Genomic DNA, 19308 nt, shown 5'->3' with positions numbered 1-19308 from the left:
GTCGGGTCGGTGGGCACGTCCACCGAGCGGCTCGCCGCCCGATCCACGACCCCTGCGATGGCCGAGGTCCCACGACCGGCGACGACGAGAACGACGGAGGTGACGGGCATGGTGCGGTTCCTGCAGACGAGCGACTGGCAGCTGGGCATGACCCGCCATTTCCTCGAGGGCGAGGCACAGGCGCGGTACACCGCGGCCCGCATCGACGCCATCCGCGCGATCGGTGAGGTCGCCGGCCGCGAACGCTGCGACTTCGTGCTGGTGTCGGGCGACGTGTTCGACTCCAACCTCGTCTCCGCGCGCACGGTCGCGCGATCGCTGGAGGCGATGGGCGGCATCCCGTGCCCGGTGTACCTCCTGCCGGGCAACCACGATCCGCTCGACGCGGCCTCCGTGTACACCTCGTCGATCTTCCGGCGGGACTGCCCGCCCAACGTCGTCGTCCTCGATGCGGCCGGCGTGCACCAGGTCGCCGCGGGGGTCGAGATCCTCGCCGCACCCTGGTTCGCCAAGCCGGCCCTGAGCGACCTCGCGGCCGACGCCGTGCGCGCCGCCGATCCTCCCGGCGAGGGCGTGACGCGAATCCTGTTGGCGCACGGTCCGGTCGACGTCCTCAGTCCCGACGAGCGGTCTCCGGCGCTCATCCGTCTCGCCGATCTCGAGGCGGCCGTCGACGAGGGGTGCCTGCACCACGTGGCGCTGGGCGACCGTCACTCCCGGTTGTCGGTGGGCCGCACCGGTCGCGTGCACTTCTCCGGCACGCCGGAGGTCACGGCGTTCCGCGAGGAGATCCCGGGTGACGTGCTCGTGGTCGACGTCGACCGGCACGGCCACGAGGTCCACCCCCATCGTGTGGGCACGTGGACGTTCACCACGATGCGCAGGCACGTCGACACGGCCGAAGACCTCGACGATCTCGACGCGGAGTTCTCGGCCATCGATCCCAAGGACCGCACGGTGGTCCGGACGGCGCTGATCGGCACGTTGACCCTCGCCGACAAGGCCCGCCTCGACGACCTCCTCGAGCGGTGGGAACAGAGCCTGGCCGCGCGACTCACCTGGGAGGGGCACGACGACGTGGCGGTGGTCGTCGACCGCGACGAACTGGCCGACCTCGGCGTCGGCGGCTTCGTCGCGCACTCGGTCGAGGACCTGGCCGGGCAGGCCGACGACGAGAACGGCGACCCGCACGCGCGCGACGCCCTGGCGCTCCTGTACCGGTTGGCGGTGCGATGAGGATCCACCGACTCACGCTCACCCACATCAAGGGGGTTGCCGACCGCGAGGTGGTGTTCCCCGACGAGGGCATCGTCGTCGTCGAGGGCGCCAACGAGGCCGGCAAGACCACGATGATCGAGGCCCTCGACCTGCTCTTCGAGGAGAAGGACTCCTCACGCAAACGACACGTGCTGGCGATGCGGCCCGTCGGGCTCGACGTGCCGAGCGCCGTCGAGGTCGAGGCCACGAGCGGCCCGTACCGCTTCACCTACCGCAAGCAGTGGTTCCGGCGGCCGGGCACCGTGCTCACGGTGCACACCCCACGCCGTGAGGACCTGACGGGGTCGGCGGCCCACGACCGCGCCCGCGACATCCTGGCCGAGACCACCGATCCCGACCTGTGGCGGGCCCTGCGGCTCATGCAGGCCACGCCGCTCGGCGCCACCGACCTCTCGGGTAGCACGGCGCTCGCTGACGCGCTCGAAGGGGCTGCGGGGCAGTCGGCCGACTCCGCCGGCGCAGAAGGCGATTCGCTCCTGCGGGCCGCCGAGGACGTCTTTCGGGAGTTCTTCACCGCCACCGGCCGCCCGACGGGTGAGTACCGCGACGCCGAGCTGCGGGTGGAGGAGGCTCGACACCTGCGCGACGAGGCCGAGAAGGCCGTCGAGGAGGTCGCCGCCGACGTGGCCCGCCATGCCGAGGCGGTGCGTGAACTCGACCGGCTCGACGCGCAGGTGGCGGCGGGCGAGGCGGCGTTGCAGGAGCTGCAGGACCAATGGGCGAGCGCGGAGGAGGTGCTGCGCGAGGCCGAGCGTCTGGGGATGGCGACGCAGGTGGCCCGGCAGTCCCACGCGGCGGCCGCCGAGCGCGTCGAGGCCCGTGACGCCCTCGTGGCGGAGGTGACGATCCTGCGTGACGCGGTCGGGCGGTTCGAGACCGATCTGGACGAGCTGTCCACCGGCATCGGCCCGGCACAGGCCGCTCTCGCCTCGGCGACGGAGGAGGCCGAACGGGCCCACGCCGCGCGCAAGGAGGCCCGCCGGGCCGCGTCCCGGGCGGAGTCCGATGTGGCGCTGGTCGCCGACCTGCACGATCTGGCCGTCCTGGCCGAGCGATCGAGGAGCGTCGATCTGGCCCTCGAGCGACGCGAGCGGGCGCGAGAAGACGCCCGTGCGAGGCGATTCACGGGGTCGCGGGCAGCGATCGAGGAGGCCGCCCGCGAGGTCGACCTGGCTCGGGCCGAGTGGCGGGTGGGCAGCGCCGGGTGGCAGCTGACGCCCGAGGTCTCCGGGCTCGAGGTCGAGATCGACGGGGAGAGGCGCACCCTGCAGGCCGAGTGCTCCGGCGTGCTCGGCGACACCGTCGAGATCGTGCTGCCCGGCGTCGCCCGGCTGCGGCTGAACCCGCCCTCGGGAGTGGCCGAGCGGGGTCAGACCGTCGACGCGGCGCAGGCTCGGCTGGCCGAACTCCTCACGGAGGCAGGCGTGGACGACATCGCCGCCGCTCGTGCCGCGGCGGCTGCCCACGACGACGCGGTCCGCGCGCTCGAGGAGGCCGAGCGCGCCCTGAGCGGCGCGCTGAGCGGCGAGAGCGTCGAAGATCTTCGCGACCGGGTCGCTCACCTGCACGAGCACACGGTCGAGCTCCTCACGCGGCGCATCGACGAGGCCGGTACGGACACGGCAGGGGCGCCGACCGCACCGGCAGCGGCCGGCGAGCTCACCGAGCTCGACCTCGCCGAGATCGACCTCGCAGCGGTGACACCCGTCCTCGCCTGGATCACCGGCACGGACGACGCCGACGGGCGCAGACGGCTACGCACCGTGGCGGCCGAGGCGCGTGAGCGCGAGGACGCCGCAGAGGCGCTCATCGCCCGGTGGGACGCCGAGGCCACCACCCTGCGCGGGGCCGTGGAGGCCGAGCGGTTGGCCGTGGCGCGGGCCGAGGTGGCCCTGGCCTCGGCCAGGACGGCGCTGGGCGAGGCGTCCTCCCGCCTGGCCCTCGACCGGGAGAAAGCGTCGGACGCGGCTCTGGCGGAACGGGTGCGCGAGACGGAGGCGCTGCTGGCGGAGGCGACCGAGCGTGAGCAGACCGTCGTCGCCGAGGTGGCCCGGCACGATCCCGAGAGCCTGCGCGTGCGTCTCGAGGGGGCCGAGTCGGCGGCGGTCTCGCTGCGCGGCCGGTTCGCGGACACGCGCGACGAGCGTCTGGCCATCGAGGCGCGGCTGCGTCACGCCGGCGGGCAGGGGCGTGCGGAGCGTCTGACCGAGGCCGAATCGGCGCTCGCCCGGGCCGAGCGGGCACTGGCCTCCTACCGTCGGCGCGCGGGCGCGGCCCGCACGTTGTTCCAAACCCTGACCAGGCACCGCAACGAGGTGGTGCGCACCTACGTGGAACCGTTCGGCAAGGAGGTCTCCCGGCTGGGGCGCATCGTGTACGGGCCCGACTTCGAGGTGGAGGTCGGTCCCTCGCTCGCCATCGAGGCCCGCGTCCTCGCCGACGAACGCATCCCGTACGAGGCGCTCTCCTCGGGAGCCAAGGAACAGATGTCCATCCTCACCCGCCTGGCGTGCGCCTCGCTCGTCGATCCCGAGCACGGGGCCCCGGTCATCCTCGACGACGCCCTCGGCTACTCCGATCCCGCACGCCTGCAACGGGTCTGCTCGGCGTTCTCCCTCGTCGGCGGCGGTGCGCAGATCATCCTGCTCACCTGCACGCCCGGGCGGTACGCAGGCATCCCCGATGCCAAGGTCATCCGCATCTGAGGTCGGCGCCGTCCTCGAGCGGCCCCGACCCCCGCACCCGTAGGATCGGCGGGTCCCGACGCACACGAGACGAGAGGCACGCACATGTTGACCCCGGACCGGTGGGCGATGGTGGCAGGACTCGCTTTCGCCCTGGTGGCCCTCTTCGGCCTCGGGCAGATCCTCCTCGGTGGTGAGGGTGGATTCGCCTGGGTCATCGTCGGTTTCGCGGTGCTCTCCGCGGTGGCCGCCTTCGTCGTCGCCGCTACGCAGCGGCGCCGGCCGCACCCCTGAACCGACCTCACACCGAGGCACCCGGTCGCAGACCGGTCGTCCACCCCGAGAGAACAGGACATCTCATGCCCTCCCACGCGCCGGAGGCGATGGACGGCCGCACGGCGTTGACCCTGCGAGTCCTCACGGTGGCGACCTTTATCGTCATCCTCAACAACACGATCATGGTCAACGCGTTGCCGTCGTTGATGGAGTCGATGCGCGTCGACGCGCAGACGGTCCAGTGGCTGGTCACGGGCTTCATGCTGACGATGGCGGTGGTCATCCCCACGACGGGCTGGTTCCTGCAGCGGGTGGGCCGCCGCACGGCGTTCATCACGGCGATGTCCGTCTTCTCCGCGGGCACGGCCCTGGGTGCGGTGGCGCCGACGTTCGAGATCCTGCTCATGGGCAGGATCGTCCAGGCGACCGGGACGGCCGTGATGATGCCGTTGCTGATGTCGACGGTGCTGTTGCTGGTGCCCGCCGGCACGCGCGGACGGGTCATGGGCAACGTGTCGCTCGCGATCTCCGTGGCGCCGGCGATGGGTCCGACGGTGTCCGGCGTGATCCTGTCGTTCGGGTCGTGGCGGTGGATCTTCGTCGTGGTGTTCCCTCTCGCCGTCACCGCCGCCGTGGTCGGTGCGTGGCTGCTCGATCCGCGCAGGCTGGGTGAGGCCGAGGCGGGGGAGGGGGATCGCCTCGGGGAGGGCGGCCGGATGGACCCGATCAGCGTCCTGCTGACGATCGTCGGGTTCGGCGGACTCGTCTACGGCCTGAGTCGGGTCGGTGGGGCCGGGTCGCACCTGCTCGGCCTGCCGGCGATGGCGCTGGTCATCGGCGTCGTGGGGGTGTCGCTGTTCGCGTGGCGTCAGATGGTGCTGATCCGCACGAGCCGGCCGGTCCTGGATCTTCGGGTGCTGCGCTCGCCGCGCTACCGGCTGGCCGTGACGATCATGGCCGTGTCGTTCATGGCGTTGATGGGCGCGATGGTCATGCTGCCGCTGTACTTCCAGGACGCGCGGGGCATGTCGACGCTGCAGGCCGGTCTCATGCTCATGCCGGGTGGTCTGGCCATGGGGTTGCTCGGGCCTCCGGTGGGGCGTCTCTACGACCGGGTCGGCGCGGCGCCGCTGGTCATCCCTGGCTCACTGGCGCTCGCGGGCGGTATCGGGATGCTCGCCTGGTCGACCAACCACGGCCCGTGGTGGCTGTTCCTCGTCCTGCATCTGTTCATGAGCGCGGGGCTCGCGTTCGTGTTCACGCCGATGTTCACCGCCGGGTTGTCCTCGTTGCGTGCCCCGTTCTACGAGCACGGCAGTGCCCTGCTCGGCACCCTGCAGCAGGTGGCGGCGGCGGCCGGCACCGCGCTGGTCATCACGGTCATGTCGGGCGCCGCGGCGCGGAGTGCGGCCACCGGTGTGCAACCGGCCGCGGCCCTCGGTCAGGGGGTCGAGGCCGGACTCGTCGTCGCGACCGTGCTCGCCGCCGTCGTGGCCGGCCTGTCGCTGCTCTTCCTGCGCGTCGGCGACGACGTCACCGAGACCGAGGCGGATCGCGACGCCTGAGGACCTCGATCTGTGACCGCTGTCCTGAACCGACACGGACTCTGGTGTCCGCGTCGCGAGCCTGCCCGAGGTCGATGGCAGGCGTGAGCCCCGGTCACCGTTGGGTCGCCAGGTGGGATGCCTCGCCGGTGGGGGTCGTCTCGCGCGTGTGATGGCGCCCGATGGGCAGCACGATCGGTGTGCCCGAGACGGGGTCGGGGACGACCTGGCTGCGCATGCCGAACACTGTCTCGACGAGCGCGGGCGTGAGGACCTCCTGCGGGGCTCCGGCGGCGAGGATCTCCCCGCGACACATCGCGATGAGCCGGTCGGCGTACCGGGCGGCGAGGTTGAGGTCGTGCAGGACCATCGCGATCGTCGTCCCGCGGGCGCGGTTGAGGGCAGTGAGCAGGTCGAGCACCTCGACCTGGTGGGCGATGTCGAGGAACGTCGTCGGCTCGTCGAGCAGCAGGATGTCGGTGCGCTGCGCGAGGGCCATGGCGATCCACACGCGTTGGCGCTGACCACCCGAGAGTTCGTCGACGGCGCGTTCGGCGAGGTCGGCGGTGCCCGTGAGGTCGAGTGCCTCGGCGACGGCCTCGTCGTCGGCCGCCGACCAGCGCGACAGGAGCCGCTGATGCGGGCTGCGGCCGCGGGCCACGAGATCGCCGACGACGATGCCCTCGGGCGCGAGGGGTGACTGCGGCAGCAGGCCGAGTGTGCGCGCGACCTCCTTCGTCGGCAGGCGGTGCAGGTCGGCGCCGTCGAGGACGACCCGACCCTGGCTCGGTGCGAGCAGGCGCGCTAGCGAGCGCAGGAGGGTCGACTTGCCGCAGGCGTTGGCGCCGACGATGGCGGTGATGGCGCCGGGGGTGAGCGACACGTCGAGGTCGCGGATGACGGTCCGGTCTCCGTACCCGAGGGTGACGTTCTCGGCGTGCAGTGAGTGGTCCGACGTCACAGAGAGCCTCCGGATCGGTTGGTGCGGACGAGGAGGTAGACGAGGTAAGGCGCGCCGAGCACGCCGGTGACGACCCCGACCGGGTAGCGCGTGTCGAACGCGAACTGGCCGAACAGGTCGGCCCCGAGCACGAGCAGCGCCCCCACGAGTGCCGCGGGGAGCATGAGCGAGCCGCCGGAGCGGACGAGGCGGGAGGCGATCGGTCCGGCGAGGAAGGCGACGAACGAGATCGGTCCGGCGGCGGCCGTGGCGAACGCGATGAGCCCGACCGCTCCGAGGATCGTGACGATGCGGGTGCGTTCGACGTTCACCCCGAGGGCCGCCGCGGCGTCGTCGCCGTGCTGCAGCAGGCGCAGGCCGCGTCCGTGCGCGAGCAGGATCGGCGCGATGACCAGCGTCGCGACGGCCAGGGGTGCGACGGACTCCCAGGTCGCGCCGTTGACGCTGCCGGTCAGCCACCGCATCGCCGTCTGCAGGTCCCAGGCGGCGGCGGAGGCGAGGGCGTAGGAGACGACGGCCTTGAGCATCGCGGCGATGCCGATGCCGATGAGGATGAGCCGGGTTCCGGCCATGCCGTCGACGTAGGCGAGCACGTAGATGAGCAGGGCGGTCGCCAGGGAGGCGAGCACGGCGACGAACGAGACGACGAGGTCGTCGGCCTGGAAGTACACGATCGTCACGGAGGCCGCGGCGCCGGCTCCGGCCGTGATCCCGATGATGTCGGGGGAGGCCAGGGGTTGCGCAGCATCGTCTGGAAGGTGATGCCGCCGAGCCCGAACGCCGCGCCCGCGAGGACGGACATGCTCACGCGGGGCAGGCGCAGTTCGCCGACGGTGACGCTCGCGCCGGGCACCTGCTCCCCGAGGACGACCCGGACGACCTCGCCGAGTCCGTAGAACCGTTGTCCCACCATGAGGCCGATGACGAACAGGGCGAGGACGAGGGCGGCGAGCACGCAGGTCGCGGTCAGGCGCGCCCGGCGACGCCGGATGCGGCCGCGGCGGACGGTCTCCAGGGTGGGGGAGACGGCGGGGCGTTCCTGCGTGGCGGTCACAGTGCCCTCGCCTTCTGACGACGCACGATGGCGATGAACACCGGCGCCCCGACGACGGCCGTGACGATGCCGACGTCGATCTCCGAGGGGCGTGCCACGACGCGGCCGACGACGTCGGAGACCGTGAGCAGCACCGCGCCGGTGAGGGCGGAGAACGGCAGGAGCCGCCGGTGGTCGAGACCGATGAGCAGGCGGCAGGCGTGGGGGACGACGAGCCCGACGAAGCCGATGGGGCCGGCGAGGGCCGTGGCCGCGCCGCAGAGCAGGACCGCGCCGGATCCGGCGAGGACGCGTGTGCGCGTGACGGACTCACCGAGCCCGGCGGCGACGTCCTCTCCGAGTGCGAGCGAGTTCAGGCCGCGGGCGGTGACGAGGCACAGCAGGGCTCCGAGGAGGAGGAACGGCAGCACCTGCAGTGTGGTGGCGGTGTTCGCGCCGCCGACCCCGCCGATCTGCCAGAACCGGAAGCGGTCCATGACGTCGAGCCGCGGCAGGAGGATCGCGCTGACGAGCGAACTGAACGCGGCGGTGATGGCGGCACCGGCGAGGGCGAGCTTGAGTGGGGTCGCGCCGCCGCGGCCGAGAGATCCGATGACGTGCATGAGGACCGCGGCGCCGGCCGACCCGACGATGGCGAACCACACGTAGCCGGTGGCCGAGGACAGGCCGAAGAACACGATGCCGGTGACGACCGCCAGCGAGGCGCCCCAGGTCACGCCGAGGATGGCGGGGTCGGCGAGGGGGTTGCGGGTAAGTCCCTGCAGGACAGCGCCGGCCATGCCGAGCGCGGCTCCGACCACCATCGCGAGCACCGTGCGGGGGATGCGGGAGGCGACGGCGGCCTGGGCGACGGTCTCCTCCTGACCCGCGAGTGCGGCGACGACGTCGTTCCAGCCGACGCTGCGGGCGCCGAACGCGACGGACGTCGCGGCGGCCAGCACGAGCACGGCGAGCGTCGCCACCAGCCATACGCCGGTGGCCGGCGCGGATCGCCGTGGGGCGACCCGCGCCGGTGCAGCCTGCAGGGTGGTGCTCACGTCGCCTTGCCGACGGCGTCGTTCACGGTCTTGAGGTAGGCGTCCAGGCCCCAGGGGATGTTGAGCGGCGAGGGGTTGCCGGACGCCGCGAGGGGCGTGTTGTCCTTCAGGAGCGCGACGGCGCCGCTCTTGACGGCCGGGATCTTCGCCCAGCGCGGGTCGGCCTGCAGCGACTTGAGGGCGGCGGCCGGGTCGGCGCTGTAGCTGACGATGACGTCGACATCGGAGAAGGCGTCGGTGTTCTCGGCGCTGACGGTGCTGAAGAAGCCGGTCTCGTTCTGGGTGGCCTCGGTGACCTTGGCGGGCACGGTCAGCCCGGCCTCCTGAAGGAGTCCGGCCCGCGGGTCGCGGGTGTTGTAGAACTGCACCTTGCTCAGGTCGCTGGGGTCGAGGAACGCGAACATGCCGCTCTTGCCGGCGAGATTCGGGTACTTGGCCGCGGTCTCGGAGATCTGGCGGTCGAGATCGGCGACGAGCTGCTCACCCTCGGCCTTCTTGCCGATCGCCTGGCTGTTGAGGCGGATCATGTCGTTCATCGACGTGCCCCACGCCTGGTCGGGGTAGGCCACGACCGGCGCGATCTTGCTGAGGGTGGCGTAGTCCTCCTTGGTCAGGCCGGAGTAGGCCGCGAGGATGACGTCGGGCTGGGTGTTCGCGACCGCCTCGAAGTCGATGCCGTCGGTCTCGTCGAACAGCTGGGGTGTGGTGGCTCCGAGCTCGGTGAGCTTCTCCTCGACCCAGGGCAGGACGCCGTCGCCGTCGTCGTCGCCGTAGTCGGCCTTGGCCATGCCCACCGGGGTGACGCCGAGCGCGAGGGGCACCTCGTGGTTGGCCCACCCGACGGTCGCGACGCGCTGCGGCTGCTCCGCCACGGTCGTCTCACCGAGGGTGTGCTTGATGGTGACCGGAAAGGCCGCTGCTGCAGGGGTGTCCGCGGGGCCGGAGGTCGCCGGTGCCGAGGACTCGGGTGAGGAGCCACACGCCGCGAGCCCGAGCGTCAGCGTCAGGGTGGCGGCGGTGAGGGAGATGGAACGTGTGGACACGGTGACCCTTCGTCGTGCGATTAGGTATGGCTAGCCTAATAGAGGGTCGCGGTGCCTGGGGAGGACGGGTTTTCCTCGCCTGGGACTGGTGGTCTTCCGGACCCGTCGTCTGTGGGGACGGCCGGGCGGGCGCGGTCTCGGGTGGTCGACGTGCTCCCGGGCCTAGTCTGGAGGCACGACCCAGGGAGGACCGTTGCCACGCAAGATCATTCTGGACTGCGATCCGGGCCACGACGACGCCATCGCGATGCTCCTGGCGCACGGGAGCTCCGAGATCGACCTGCTGGCCGTCACCACGGTGGCCGGCAACCAGACGCTGGCGAAGGTCACGCGCAACGCGTTGGGGGTGGCCGCGGTCGCGGGGATGCGGGGCGTGACGATCGCGGCGGGATGTGATCGGCCGTTCGTGCGTCCGTTCATCGGTGCCGCGCAGATCCACGGCGAATCCGGGCTGGGCGGTGTCGAACTCCCCGACCCGGCCGGCCTTCCCGAGGCGGGCATCGGGCTGGACCCGCGGCACGGCGTGGACGTCATCATCGAGACGGTCATGGCGCACGAGGTCGGCGAGATCACGCTCGTGCCGATCGGTCCGCTGACGAACATCGCGATGGCTGCGCGCAAGGAGCCGCGCATCGTCGAGCGGGTCCGTGAGGTCGTGCTCATGGGCGGTGGTGTGCACAAGGGCAACCGCACGCCGACGGCCGAGTTCAACATCCTGGCCGATCCCGAGTCGGCGCACGTCGTCTTCGACGCCGGCTGGCCCGTGACGATGGTGGGCCTCGACCTCACCCATCAGGCGCTCGCCACCGAGGAGGTCTGCGCGCGGATCGGTGAGATCGGCGGTCCGGTGGCGGAACTCGTGCTGGCCGGGGTCTCCTCCTACGGCGCGGCCTACCGCGAGACGGGGCGCTTCGACCACCCGCCCCTGCACGATCCGTGTGCCGTCGCCTACGTCGTCGACCGGGCCGTGATGACGACCCGCCGCGCGCCGGTGTCGGTGGAGCTCACCGGGACCCACACCCTGGGGATGACCGTGGCGGACCTGCGCGACGAGGCGCCGGCGGACTGCCGTACCCAGGTGGCCCTCGAACTCGACGTCGACCGGTTCTGGGATCTGGTGGTCGAGGCGCTCGCCGCTCTGGGCGACGGCGACGGGCAGGTGGGGGAGGCCGGGCGATGACCACACTTGGCCGTGCTCACCGGCCGGGCGGGGGCTCCGACCGCCGGACCCGCGCTACACGGCGGGTCTGCGGCGGGTGCTGTTGCTGTATCCCGCGTCGGGAGTCGTGGCCGTGTTGGCGCTCGCCGCCGTGATGTGGCCGAGGCTGCCGGAGATGATGGTGACGCACTGGGGCGCAGGTGGAGCCGACGGGACGATGCCGAAGGCGTGGGCGGTCGGGGTGGCCGTCGCGATGAGCCTGGGCGGCCTGATCTGGGCACTGCTCGACCTCGGAGGCCGACGGTCGACGAAACAGGCGTGCGAAGCGGCCGTGATCGGCGGACTGTGCGCCTGGCTCGGCGCGTTCGCCCTCGTCGCGTCGATCTGGCTGGCCGACGCCGGGATGCTCGTCGCGTGGCTGATGCTGGTGCCGACCATCCTGACGGGGGTCGTGATGTGGCTGGCGACACGAGCGGCGAGGCATCATCGCGAGGCTCGCGAGACCCAGTGACCGTGGATCGTCGAGGCCCGCTCACGTACGTGGAACGCCTTGGGTCAGTGAGAACGTGGCGGATGGGGATGCAGCGTCCCACATCTTCGAGCATCCGCCCTCACACGCCTGCTTGCTGTCAGCGGCCTCGCGCGGCGGCCGACCCGCGTTCGTGGAGGGCGAGCGAAGAACCGGAAATTGCCGCCTGCCTGGATCAACAAGGGATCATGGAAGAAGTTCTGGCAGGCGTCACCAACGACTATCGGAGTGCTGAGAATATGCGCTTGAGCCAGGCCAGTCGTTTCGGGCGCTCTTGGTAGCATCTGCTTGCGCTCGGGGGCATTATTTCACTGGGCGGTGGATGCTCCGGGTGGCAGTGCATGCATGGAGGGGGATGCGTTGCTCGACCTCCATTCACGTTTGAGTGATCGCTCTCAGTGAGTTTATGAAGACCCTGGTAGCGAACAATGTTTCTCTCCGCGGACTCTATGGCGCGGCCAAGATGCGAGGATCGGATTTCCTGCCAAATGGCTCCCAATTTGGGAGCATGGGCTGCTATGAATGGCGGGACAAAGAGCCCCGTGAGGTAGAGGCCTGTGGCCCAATGAGTCTGCAGTGAAACTTGGAGAATGGCCACCAATAGGATCAGGAGCGTGCAGGCCCACAGGCCCACCTGGGCTATGGCTGTCCACCGGTCTGTAATCCACCAGACACGCATATGGAGTCCGGACCACGCTGCGGGTGCGTCCCAGGCCGCGGTCATCCCGACGGTCGCTGCAATCAGGGTGAAGGTTGCCTTTTGCCACTCAAATTCCACTTCAAGTGCGTAAGAGGAGTATGCGATATAGCCAAGGATCCAAACCGCCCGTAGGGTAGTGCTGGTCAGGAGATAGCGGATCCATAGGCCCTTGGTGCTGCGCGATTGTGTCCGTGTCCGTTGCATATTTCTCAACCGGGAAACCGTGGTTCGCTCGGATTCAATCGTGGCCTCCCAGTAGGTGGGTGGCACGGGGATCATGGCGCCCATGCATAAAGTTAGAAGGCCGCTCCCAAGCGCAGTCGCGGCGCCAGCTGCGGCGCCGCTGCCTGCGAATGGCAAGATGGCGCCCAGTGTCGTGAGGATTGCTCCTCCAATCATGCAAAACGCGCCCGTGACGGACTCTAGGAATCGAAGACGTATCACCTCGGTCTTGAGCATGTCTGCTTCTGGGCGGCGACCAAATGAGCAGGCAAGCACCAATGCGACTGCGATAGTGGCAACCGTGAGCGACGTTGAGACCGGGGATGCTTGCCTAAAGAGTTCGTTCGACAACGCCGACATACTTCGGAGCCATTGAAGCGTGACGACGCCTGGATTGTGAGAAGCTTGAGGGATTTTATAGTAGGAAATTCCTCCGATCAAGAAAAATACGGCAACGACAAAGATTACGCAGGCGATGAGTGTCACAGTGACGCTGTTACGGATGCGTTTGTGTTCTATTTGCCGCAGGTCGTCCATGGGCCTTCTTCTTTTAGTGACGGAGTGGACAATTTGTGCCTGTCGATCGTGCCTGGCTCTCGACTCCTGACTCATTGTGCGACACATCTGCCAGCTTTGGGGTCGACGGCAGTGGTGGGGCGGGCGTTCACCGTCGGATTCGATCACAGGTGGCGCCTTCTCCCGAACTCCTGCCCTTCGCCGATCTGGCGTGGAAGCGTGGCGATGGGCGCACGTCCGAAGTCAAAGGGCAGCGCCTGTCGTCGGCCGCGGAGTGGGCTGGCCAGTGGTCGTGTGTCGTCAGTCCACGATGCGATTGCGCCACGGGAACGATGTCGTTGTGGCGCATGTCGGTGCCAGGGCTCGGTCGAGTGTCCCGCCCAGAGATGTCTGGATATCAGCGATGTCGTGCTCTGCAAGGGTGGCACGCTCAAGCAGGGCAGCAAGCGACTCTCACGGTCAGTGCTGGCGAGCGAGGTTCTGAGGCCGTCATGGCATGGGCGTCGTTGACTTCGGCGTCGGTCTTGGTCCAAGGGAAAGACCTGGTGCCCCCGGCAGGATTCGAACCTGCGACACCCGCTTTAGGAGTGCCATTGGCGTGCCCGGCGGAGCTCTCGCGAGGGGGTCTGACCTGCGTGGATGCCTTCCGTTCTCTGACGGACGGTCGGTCTGCTTCTCGACCTTCTGTGCCACAAATGTGCCACAACGGTGGCGGCGCGCGAGGCGCCCGGGATGCACAGTCCGGCGTGATTCGCCGACTCCCGCGCGCTCGGCGAGGAGCAGGAGGACCTGTCGGCGAATCGCGTCGGGTCGCGGGTCCGGGCTGCGAAGCCCGGCAGGTAAGGCGTGAGATTCTGACGGTCGATGGCGCGACACGACGTCGAGCCTGGGACAAGAGGAAGTGATGGGATGCGCCGACGACTGACGGGTGTCTCCGTGCCGATGGGCGGGCTCCAGTGGGAGGCCAAGGACGACGATCGAGAGATCGCCCGGCGCGCGATGAACCTATTTGAAGACCGTCGAATGCTCTGGAAGGACTTCTCGCTTGAGGTAGAGGAGGACTGTGTCCGTTCGGCGTCTGAGGTGAGGCGGGCCCTCGGTGTTCTGATCGACAGTCCAGACATCAAGCCTGACCTCGTACGACAGCTGAAGGTGTGTCAGGCAGCCTTCCGTGAGTTCATGGACTCTCTTGGGGGTGAGGATCCGCGAGGGGGCTGGCGGCACGCGTATGGGACTGATCCGCTGTCGATGGCGCTGGGGCGTCTACGAGCCCTGATCGGTGTGCAGGTGGGCGAGTTCCGGGAGAAGTACGGGCTCGAGGTCTCACCGGACCTAGCAAGCATCGTGCCGGACGAGAGCGGCTGGTTCTTTGAGGAGTTTGGCCGTGAGGGGCGGGCCGGCGAGTAGTAGCGATGTATGGGCGTCTCGGACCTGCTCCCTGGGCGCCCCTTCGTCCTGCTTGGGGCCGGTGAGCTGACGCGGCCGGCGCGAGAACGGCCGAAGGCCGCAGCGCAGCGCCGACCGCGTCAGCGGTCGGCCCACGCGCCGAAGGCGCCTTGAACCAGTACAGAAAGTCCTCACGGGCGCCACCTCCCTGCGGTGCGAAGCGTGTTGGTTTCTGGGGGCATCCGCCCCCTGGGCAGAATGGGCGCATGTCGACGACGGTGTACGGGGTGCTGGACGAGCTGCGCGAGATGGCGACGTCCGAACGAGACAAGGGCAGCATGCTCGAGCGGCTGCTGCTGCAGTACCTGCGGTCTGATCCCCTGTGGTCCGAGCAGTTCGACGACGTCTGGCTTTGGAACGACTGGCCAGACCGCCAAGGGCGTCCTGACACGGGCATCGACTTGGTCGCCAAGGACGCGCTGACGGGTGGTCTGGTCGCGATCCAGTCGAAGTTCTACGCCCCGGGCACGACGGTCTCGAAGCCCGATGTCGATACCTTCCTGTCCGCCTCGGGCGGGTCGGCGTTCACGCGGCGCATCATCGTGTCCACCACCGACAAGTGGAACTCGGGACTGCTGCACGGGTAGGTGACAGGTTGGGTCAGGCCGCCTGAGTGGCGGCTGTGGCTATGGTGGCCTCGTATTCGATGGGCGTCAACCGACCGAGTCGGTCCTGGCGCCGGCGGCGGTGGTAGGTCCGCTCGAGCCAGGTGACGATGCTGATGCGTAGGTCCTGGCGGGTGGCCCAGCGGCGGCGGTCCAGGACGTTCTTCTGCAGGAGAGCGAAGAACGACTCCATCGCGGCGTTGTCGGCGCTCGTGCCGACCTGGCCCATGGATCCGACCAGGTGGTGGCGGCGCAGCGCGGCCAGGTACTTCCGCGACCGGAACTGGCTGCCCCTGTCGGAGTGGACGATGCAGCCGGCGACGTCCATGCCGTGCGCGGCGCGGGTCGCCACGGCGTTGTCCAGGGCCTGCACCGCCAGGCGTGACTTCATCCGGGCATCGATGGAGTAGCCGACGATGCGGCCCGACCAGACGTCCTTGACCGCGCACATGTAGAGCTTGCCCTCACCGGTGGGGTGCTCGGTGATGTCGGTCAGCCACAGCTGGTTCGGGCCGGCCGCGGTGAAGTCCCGCTCGACGAGGTCCTCATGCGCCGGCGGACCGGGCTTGCCGTTCTTGCCGCGCTTCTTACCGAACACACTCCACCAGCCGTTCTCCGAGCAGATCCGCCACGCGGTCCGGTCGCACATGCCCTCCCCGGCCTCACGGGCCTCGTCGGCCAGCAGCCGGTGCCCGAACTCGGGGTCGTCGCGGTGGGCGTCAAACAGCGCGTTCGCGCGGTAGGCGGCCGCCAGCTCGGCGTCGGTGACCGGTTCCTTCAGCCACCGGTAGTACGGCTGACGAGCGATCTTCAGCACCCGGCACGTCACCGTGACGGGGATCCCGTCGCCGGCCAGCTCGCGGACGAGCGGGTACATCATTTTGGGGAGATGTTCGCCTGAGACAGGTACGCCGCGGCGCGGCGCAGGACCTCGTTCTCCTGCTCCAGCAGCCGGATGCGCCGTTTGGCCTCGCGCAGCTCGGCCAGCTCCTCGCGGTCGGCGCCGGGCCTGATGCCGGCGTCGCGGTCGGCCTGGGTCATCCAGTTCGTCAGGCACGACTCGGAGATCCCGAAGTCCTTGGCCACCTGCTTGATCGTCACCCCCTCCTCGCGTTGACGGGCGACCCGGACGACATCGTCCCGGAACTCCTGGGGATAGGGCTTGGGCATGGTGCACATCCTTCCCTGCGGCGCCTCAGAGCACCACAGACTCGGTGTCACCTACCCGTGCAGCAGTCCCCTCCCACGCCCGCAACACGATCGAGGACCAGGCGGTGCCGGTTACGGTCATCGGCCTGCCCGACCTGGAGGCGGCGGACGTCGACTGGGACTCCTTCACGTGGGACCGCCCCGACGAGCTGCCCACCAAGTCCGACGACAAGCCGCTGCGCCCGTACCAGCGCGAGGCCATCGCCGCCGTCACCGAAGGCTTGCAGGCGCACGACCGCGGCAAGCTGATCATGGCCTGCGGCACCGGCAAGACCTTCACGAGCCTGCGCCTCGCCGAGCAGATCGCCGGCCCCGGCAAAACGGTGTTGTTCCTCGTGCCGTCCATCAGCCTGCTGTCACAGACCTTGCGGGAGTGGTCCGCCGCGGCTGACGTGCCCCTCGCGCCGATCGCGGTCTGCTCCGACACCAAGGCCACTGCGAGGTCCGGTGCGACGAGCGAGGACATCCGCGCTGCCGACCTCGCCCTGCCGTCGACGACGAACACCGACGAGCTCATCACCCGCATCCGCTCGGCCCAGGCCAAGACCGACCGCATGACCGTCGTCTTCTCGACCTACCAGTCCATCGACGTCATCCACCGCGCGCAGCAGGCCGGCGACCTCGCTCCGTTCGACCTCGTGATCTGCGACGAGGCCCACCGCACCACCGGCGCCAAGATCGCCGGCGCGGACGAGTCGCCCTTTATGCGCGTCCACGATGACACGTACCTCAAGGCCGCTAAGCGGCTGTACATGACCGCGACGCCGCGCATCTTCGGCTCCGACGCCCGCAGCAAGGCCGACGACCACGCCGCCGTCATCGCCTCCATGGACGACGAGAACCTCTACGGGCCCGAGCTGTACCGCATCGGCTTCGGCAAGGCTGTCGAGCAGGGCTACCTCACCGATTACCGCGTGCTCATCCTCACCGTGGACGAGAAGTACGTCGCGTCGAACTTCCAGACCGAGCTCGCGCAGGACGGGGAGATCCAGCTCGGGGACGCCGCTCGGATCATCGGGTGCTGGAACGGTCTCGCCAAGCACTTCGACACCACGAGCGGCGAGTCGCTCGCCCCCATGAAGCGGGCCGTCGCGTTCGCCCCCAACATCAAGACGAGCAAGGCCATCGCCACCGCATTCCCCACCGTCGTCGACCAGCACATCGACACCCTCGACACCCCAGACGGCCCCATCGACGACGCCGATGAGGCCGCCGCATCGATGGACCTGCGCGTGGAGTGCCGCCACGTCGACGGCACCTTCAACGCCCTCGCACGCAACACCGCCCTGGACTGGCTCAAGGCCGAACCCGAGCCGAACACCTGCCGCATCCTGACCAACGCCCGCTGCCTGTCCGAAGGCATCGACGTCCCCGCCCTGGACGCCGTGATGTTCCTCTCCCCGCGCGGTAGCGAGGTCGACGTCGTCCAGTCCGTCGGCCGCGTCATGCGCACCGCCGAGGGCAAGGACTATGGCTACATCGTCCTGCCCATCGCCATCCCCGCCGGCACCTCCCCCGAGGCGGCGCTGTCGGACAACGCCCGCTACGCCGGCGTGTGGAAGGTGCTGCGCGCGTTGCGGTCCCACGACGACCGGTTCGAGGCGACGATCAACAAGCTCGACCTCAATCGCGACAAGCGCAACGACAAGATCGGCATCGGCCACATCGACGGCGACGGTAACCTCACAGGGGTCGACGACACCACCGAGCAGGCCATGCTCGACCTCGACTTCGGTGGCTACCGCGACGCCATCTACGCCAAGATCGTCGAGAAGGTCGGCGAACGCCGCTACTGGGAGACCTGGGCCAAGGACGTTGCGGGCATCGCCCAGCAGCACATCACCCGCATCACCGCGCTGCTCGACACCCCCGGCAGCGGCGTGCAGGACGAGTTCGAGCGCTTCCTCACCGGCCTGCGCGGCAACCTCAACGACAACATCAGCCGCGACGACGCCGTCGAGATGCTCGCCCAGCACCTCATCACCCGGCCCGTGTTCGACGCGCTGTTCGGCGGGTACGACTTCGCCGCCCACAACCCGGTCGCACAGACCATGGAACGCATGCTGGCCGCTCTCGACGAGCACTCCCTCGACACTGAGAACAGCAGCCTCGAAGGCTTCTACGCGTCCGTCCGCAGCCGCGTCGAGGGCATCGACAACGCCGAGGGTCGGCAGAAGATCATGGTCGAGCTCTACGACAAGTTCTTCGCTACCGCGTTCAAGCGCACCGTCGACAAGCTCGGCATCGTCTACACCCCCACCGAGGTCGTCGACTTCATCCTGCGCTCGGCAGACGCCGTGCTGCGCAAGCACTTCGGCCAGGGCATCACCGACGAGGGCGTGCACGTCCTCGACGGGTTCACCGGTACCGGCACCTTCATCGCCCGACTGCTCTCTCTCGGCCTCATCGAACCGAAGGACCTCGTCCGCAAGTACCGGCACGAGCTGCACGCCAACGAGATCCTGCTGCTCGCCTACTACATCGCCGCCGTCAACATCGAGACCACCTTCCAGGACCAGAAGGCCGGCACCCTCGACGACCCTGGCGAGCACGAGCCCTTCCCCGGCCTCATCCTCACCGACACCTTCCAGTCCTGGGAGAACGACGACCGCCTCGACACCACGGTCTTCGTCCAGAACAACGAACGGCTCGAGCACCTCAAGAACCTCGACATCACCGTCCTCGTCGGCAACCCTCCGTACTCGGCCGGTGAGGTTCCCCCGGACCGTAGAGGCATCGACAATGAGGATCGAGATGCCAGAGAAGCGGAAGAAGTACGACCGGGAGTTCCGTGAGGGAGCTGTCCGGATCGTCGAAGAGACCGGGAAGCCGATCGCCCAGAACGCGCGCGACCTTGGCGTGAACGAGGGCACGTTGGGCAACTGGGTGAACCGCGCACGCGAGGCTGCCGAGGGCACCAGAGGGTTGTCGAAGGACGACGTCGAGGAGCTCAAGCGGCTGCGTGCCGAGGTCGCCGAGCTCCGGATGGAGCGTGATGTCCTCAAGCGATCCGTGGTCCTGTGGGTCAAGGAGGCGACGAAGTGA

14 protein-coding genes and 1 pseudogene are annotated in these 19308 nt (G+C 69.3%); 10 read left to right on the top strand and 5 right to left on the bottom strand.

The annotated features are described in order from the left end of the window. The first annotated feature begins 9 nt into the window (after positions 1–9). From QQK49_RS14230 to QQK49_RS14215, 4 genes are all read left to right on the top strand, one after another. On the top strand, positions 10–1236 hold the full coding sequence (locus tag QQK49_RS14230) for a metallophosphoesterase family protein (RefSeq protein ID WP_284304501.1): 1227 nt from the start codon (positions 10–12) through the stop codon (positions 1234–1236). Then, complete coding sequence (locus QQK49_RS14225) at positions 1233–3983, top strand: AAA family ATPase (RefSeq protein ID WP_284304500.1); 2751 nt, start codon at positions 1233–1235, stop codon at positions 3981–3983. Before QQK49_RS14230 ends, QQK49_RS14225 begins: the two co-directional genes overlap by 4 nt. Before the next feature lie 84 nt (positions 3984–4067). Next, positions 4068–4256, top strand: a complete 189-nt coding sequence (locus tag QQK49_RS14220) for a hypothetical protein (RefSeq protein ID WP_284304499.1) — start codon at positions 4068–4070, stop codon at positions 4254–4256. A gap of 65 nt (positions 4257–4321) precedes the next feature. After that, a complete protein-coding gene (locus QQK49_RS14215) occupies positions 4322–5803 on the top strand; it encodes an MDR family MFS transporter (protein ID WP_284304497.1) in 1482 nt (493 codons plus the stop codon). 94 nt (positions 5804–5897) lie between these two features. Here the strand turns inward: QQK49_RS14215 and QQK49_RS14210 are convergent, their stop codons facing one another. The 4 genes and pseudogenes from QQK49_RS14210 to QQK49_RS14195 form a co-directional block, all read right to left on the bottom strand. Next, complete coding sequence (locus QQK49_RS14210) at positions 5898–6743, bottom strand: ABC transporter ATP-binding protein (RefSeq protein ID WP_284304495.1); 846 nt, start codon at positions 6741–6743, stop codon at positions 5898–5900. Further along, positions 6740–7797, bottom strand: a pseudogene (locus QQK49_RS14205) (FecCD family ABC transporter permease). Before QQK49_RS14205 ends, QQK49_RS14210 begins: the two are co-directional and overlap by 4 nt. Continuing rightward, a complete protein-coding gene (locus QQK49_RS14200; RefSeq protein ID WP_431310539.1) occupies positions 7794–8834 on the bottom strand; it encodes a FecCD family ABC transporter permease in 1041 nt (346 codons plus the stop codon). Before QQK49_RS14200 ends, QQK49_RS14205 begins: the two are co-directional and overlap by 4 nt. Further along, positions 8831–9877 (bottom strand): iron-siderophore ABC transporter substrate-binding protein, encoded by a 1047-nt coding sequence (locus tag QQK49_RS14195; RefSeq protein ID WP_284304493.1) that lies wholly within the window; start codon positions 9875–9877, stop codon positions 8831–8833. The genes QQK49_RS14200 and QQK49_RS14195 overlap by 4 nt, the downstream gene beginning before the upstream one ends. A 193-nt stretch (positions 9878–10070) precedes the next feature. On the opposite strand from QQK49_RS14195, the gene uriH reads away from it, so the two are divergent. The 4 genes from uriH to QQK49_RS14175 all read left to right on the top strand — a co-directional run bounded on the left by uriH (position 10071) and on the right by QQK49_RS14175 (position 15036). Next, positions 10071–11057, top strand: coding sequence for a uridine-preferring nucleoside hydrolase UriH (uriH, locus tag QQK49_RS14190; protein ID WP_284304491.1), 987 nt, complete (start codon positions 10071–10073; stop codon positions 11055–11057). Positions 11058–11133: 76 nt separating this feature from the next. Further along, entirely contained in the window at positions 11134–11547 is a 414-nt protein-coding gene (locus tag QQK49_RS14185) for a DUF1648 domain-containing protein (RefSeq protein ID WP_284304489.1), read from the top strand. A 2365-nt stretch (positions 11548–13912) separates the two neighbouring features. After that, entirely contained in the window at positions 13913–14410 is a 498-nt protein-coding gene (locus QQK49_RS14180; protein WP_284304488.1) for a DUF6650 family protein, read from the top strand. 266 nt (positions 14411–14676) lie between these two features. Beyond that, the gene (locus QQK49_RS14175) at positions 14677–15036 is read left to right on the top strand and encodes a restriction endonuclease (RefSeq protein WP_284304487.1); all 360 of its coding nucleotides are present in this window, start codon (positions 14677–14679) and stop codon (positions 15034–15036) included. A gap of 13 nt (positions 15037–15049) precedes the next feature. Here the strand turns inward: QQK49_RS14175 and QQK49_RS14170 are convergent. Continuing rightward, positions 15050–16224 (bottom strand): IS3 family transposase gene (locus QQK49_RS14170; protein ID WP_284304186.1). Its coding sequence is split into 2 segments (ribosomal slippage): positions 15050–15949 and positions 15952–16224, totalling 1173 coding nucleotides; the frame shifts between segments, so codons are not numbered across the junction. Positions 16225–16328: 104 nt separating this feature from the next. Here QQK49_RS14170 and QQK49_RS14165 point away from each other — a divergent pair. Both QQK49_RS14165 and QQK49_RS14160 read left to right on the top strand, forming a co-directional pair. Beyond that, a complete protein-coding gene (locus QQK49_RS14165; protein ID WP_284304486.1) occupies positions 16329–19058 on the top strand; it encodes a DEAD/DEAH box helicase family protein in 2730 nt (909 codons plus the stop codon). Beyond that, positions 19018–19308, top strand: coding sequence for a transposase (locus QQK49_RS14160; protein ID WP_284304485.1), 291 nt, complete (start codon positions 19018–19020; stop codon positions 19306–19308). The genes QQK49_RS14165 and QQK49_RS14160 overlap by 41 nt, the downstream gene beginning before the upstream one ends.

Source organism: Mobilicoccus caccae (assembly GCF_030161635.1).
Taxonomy (GTDB): Bacteria; Actinomycetota; Actinomycetes; order Actinomycetales; family Dermatophilaceae; genus Mobilicoccus; species Mobilicoccus caccae.
This window is presented reverse-complemented; position numbering and strand designations above follow the sequence as displayed.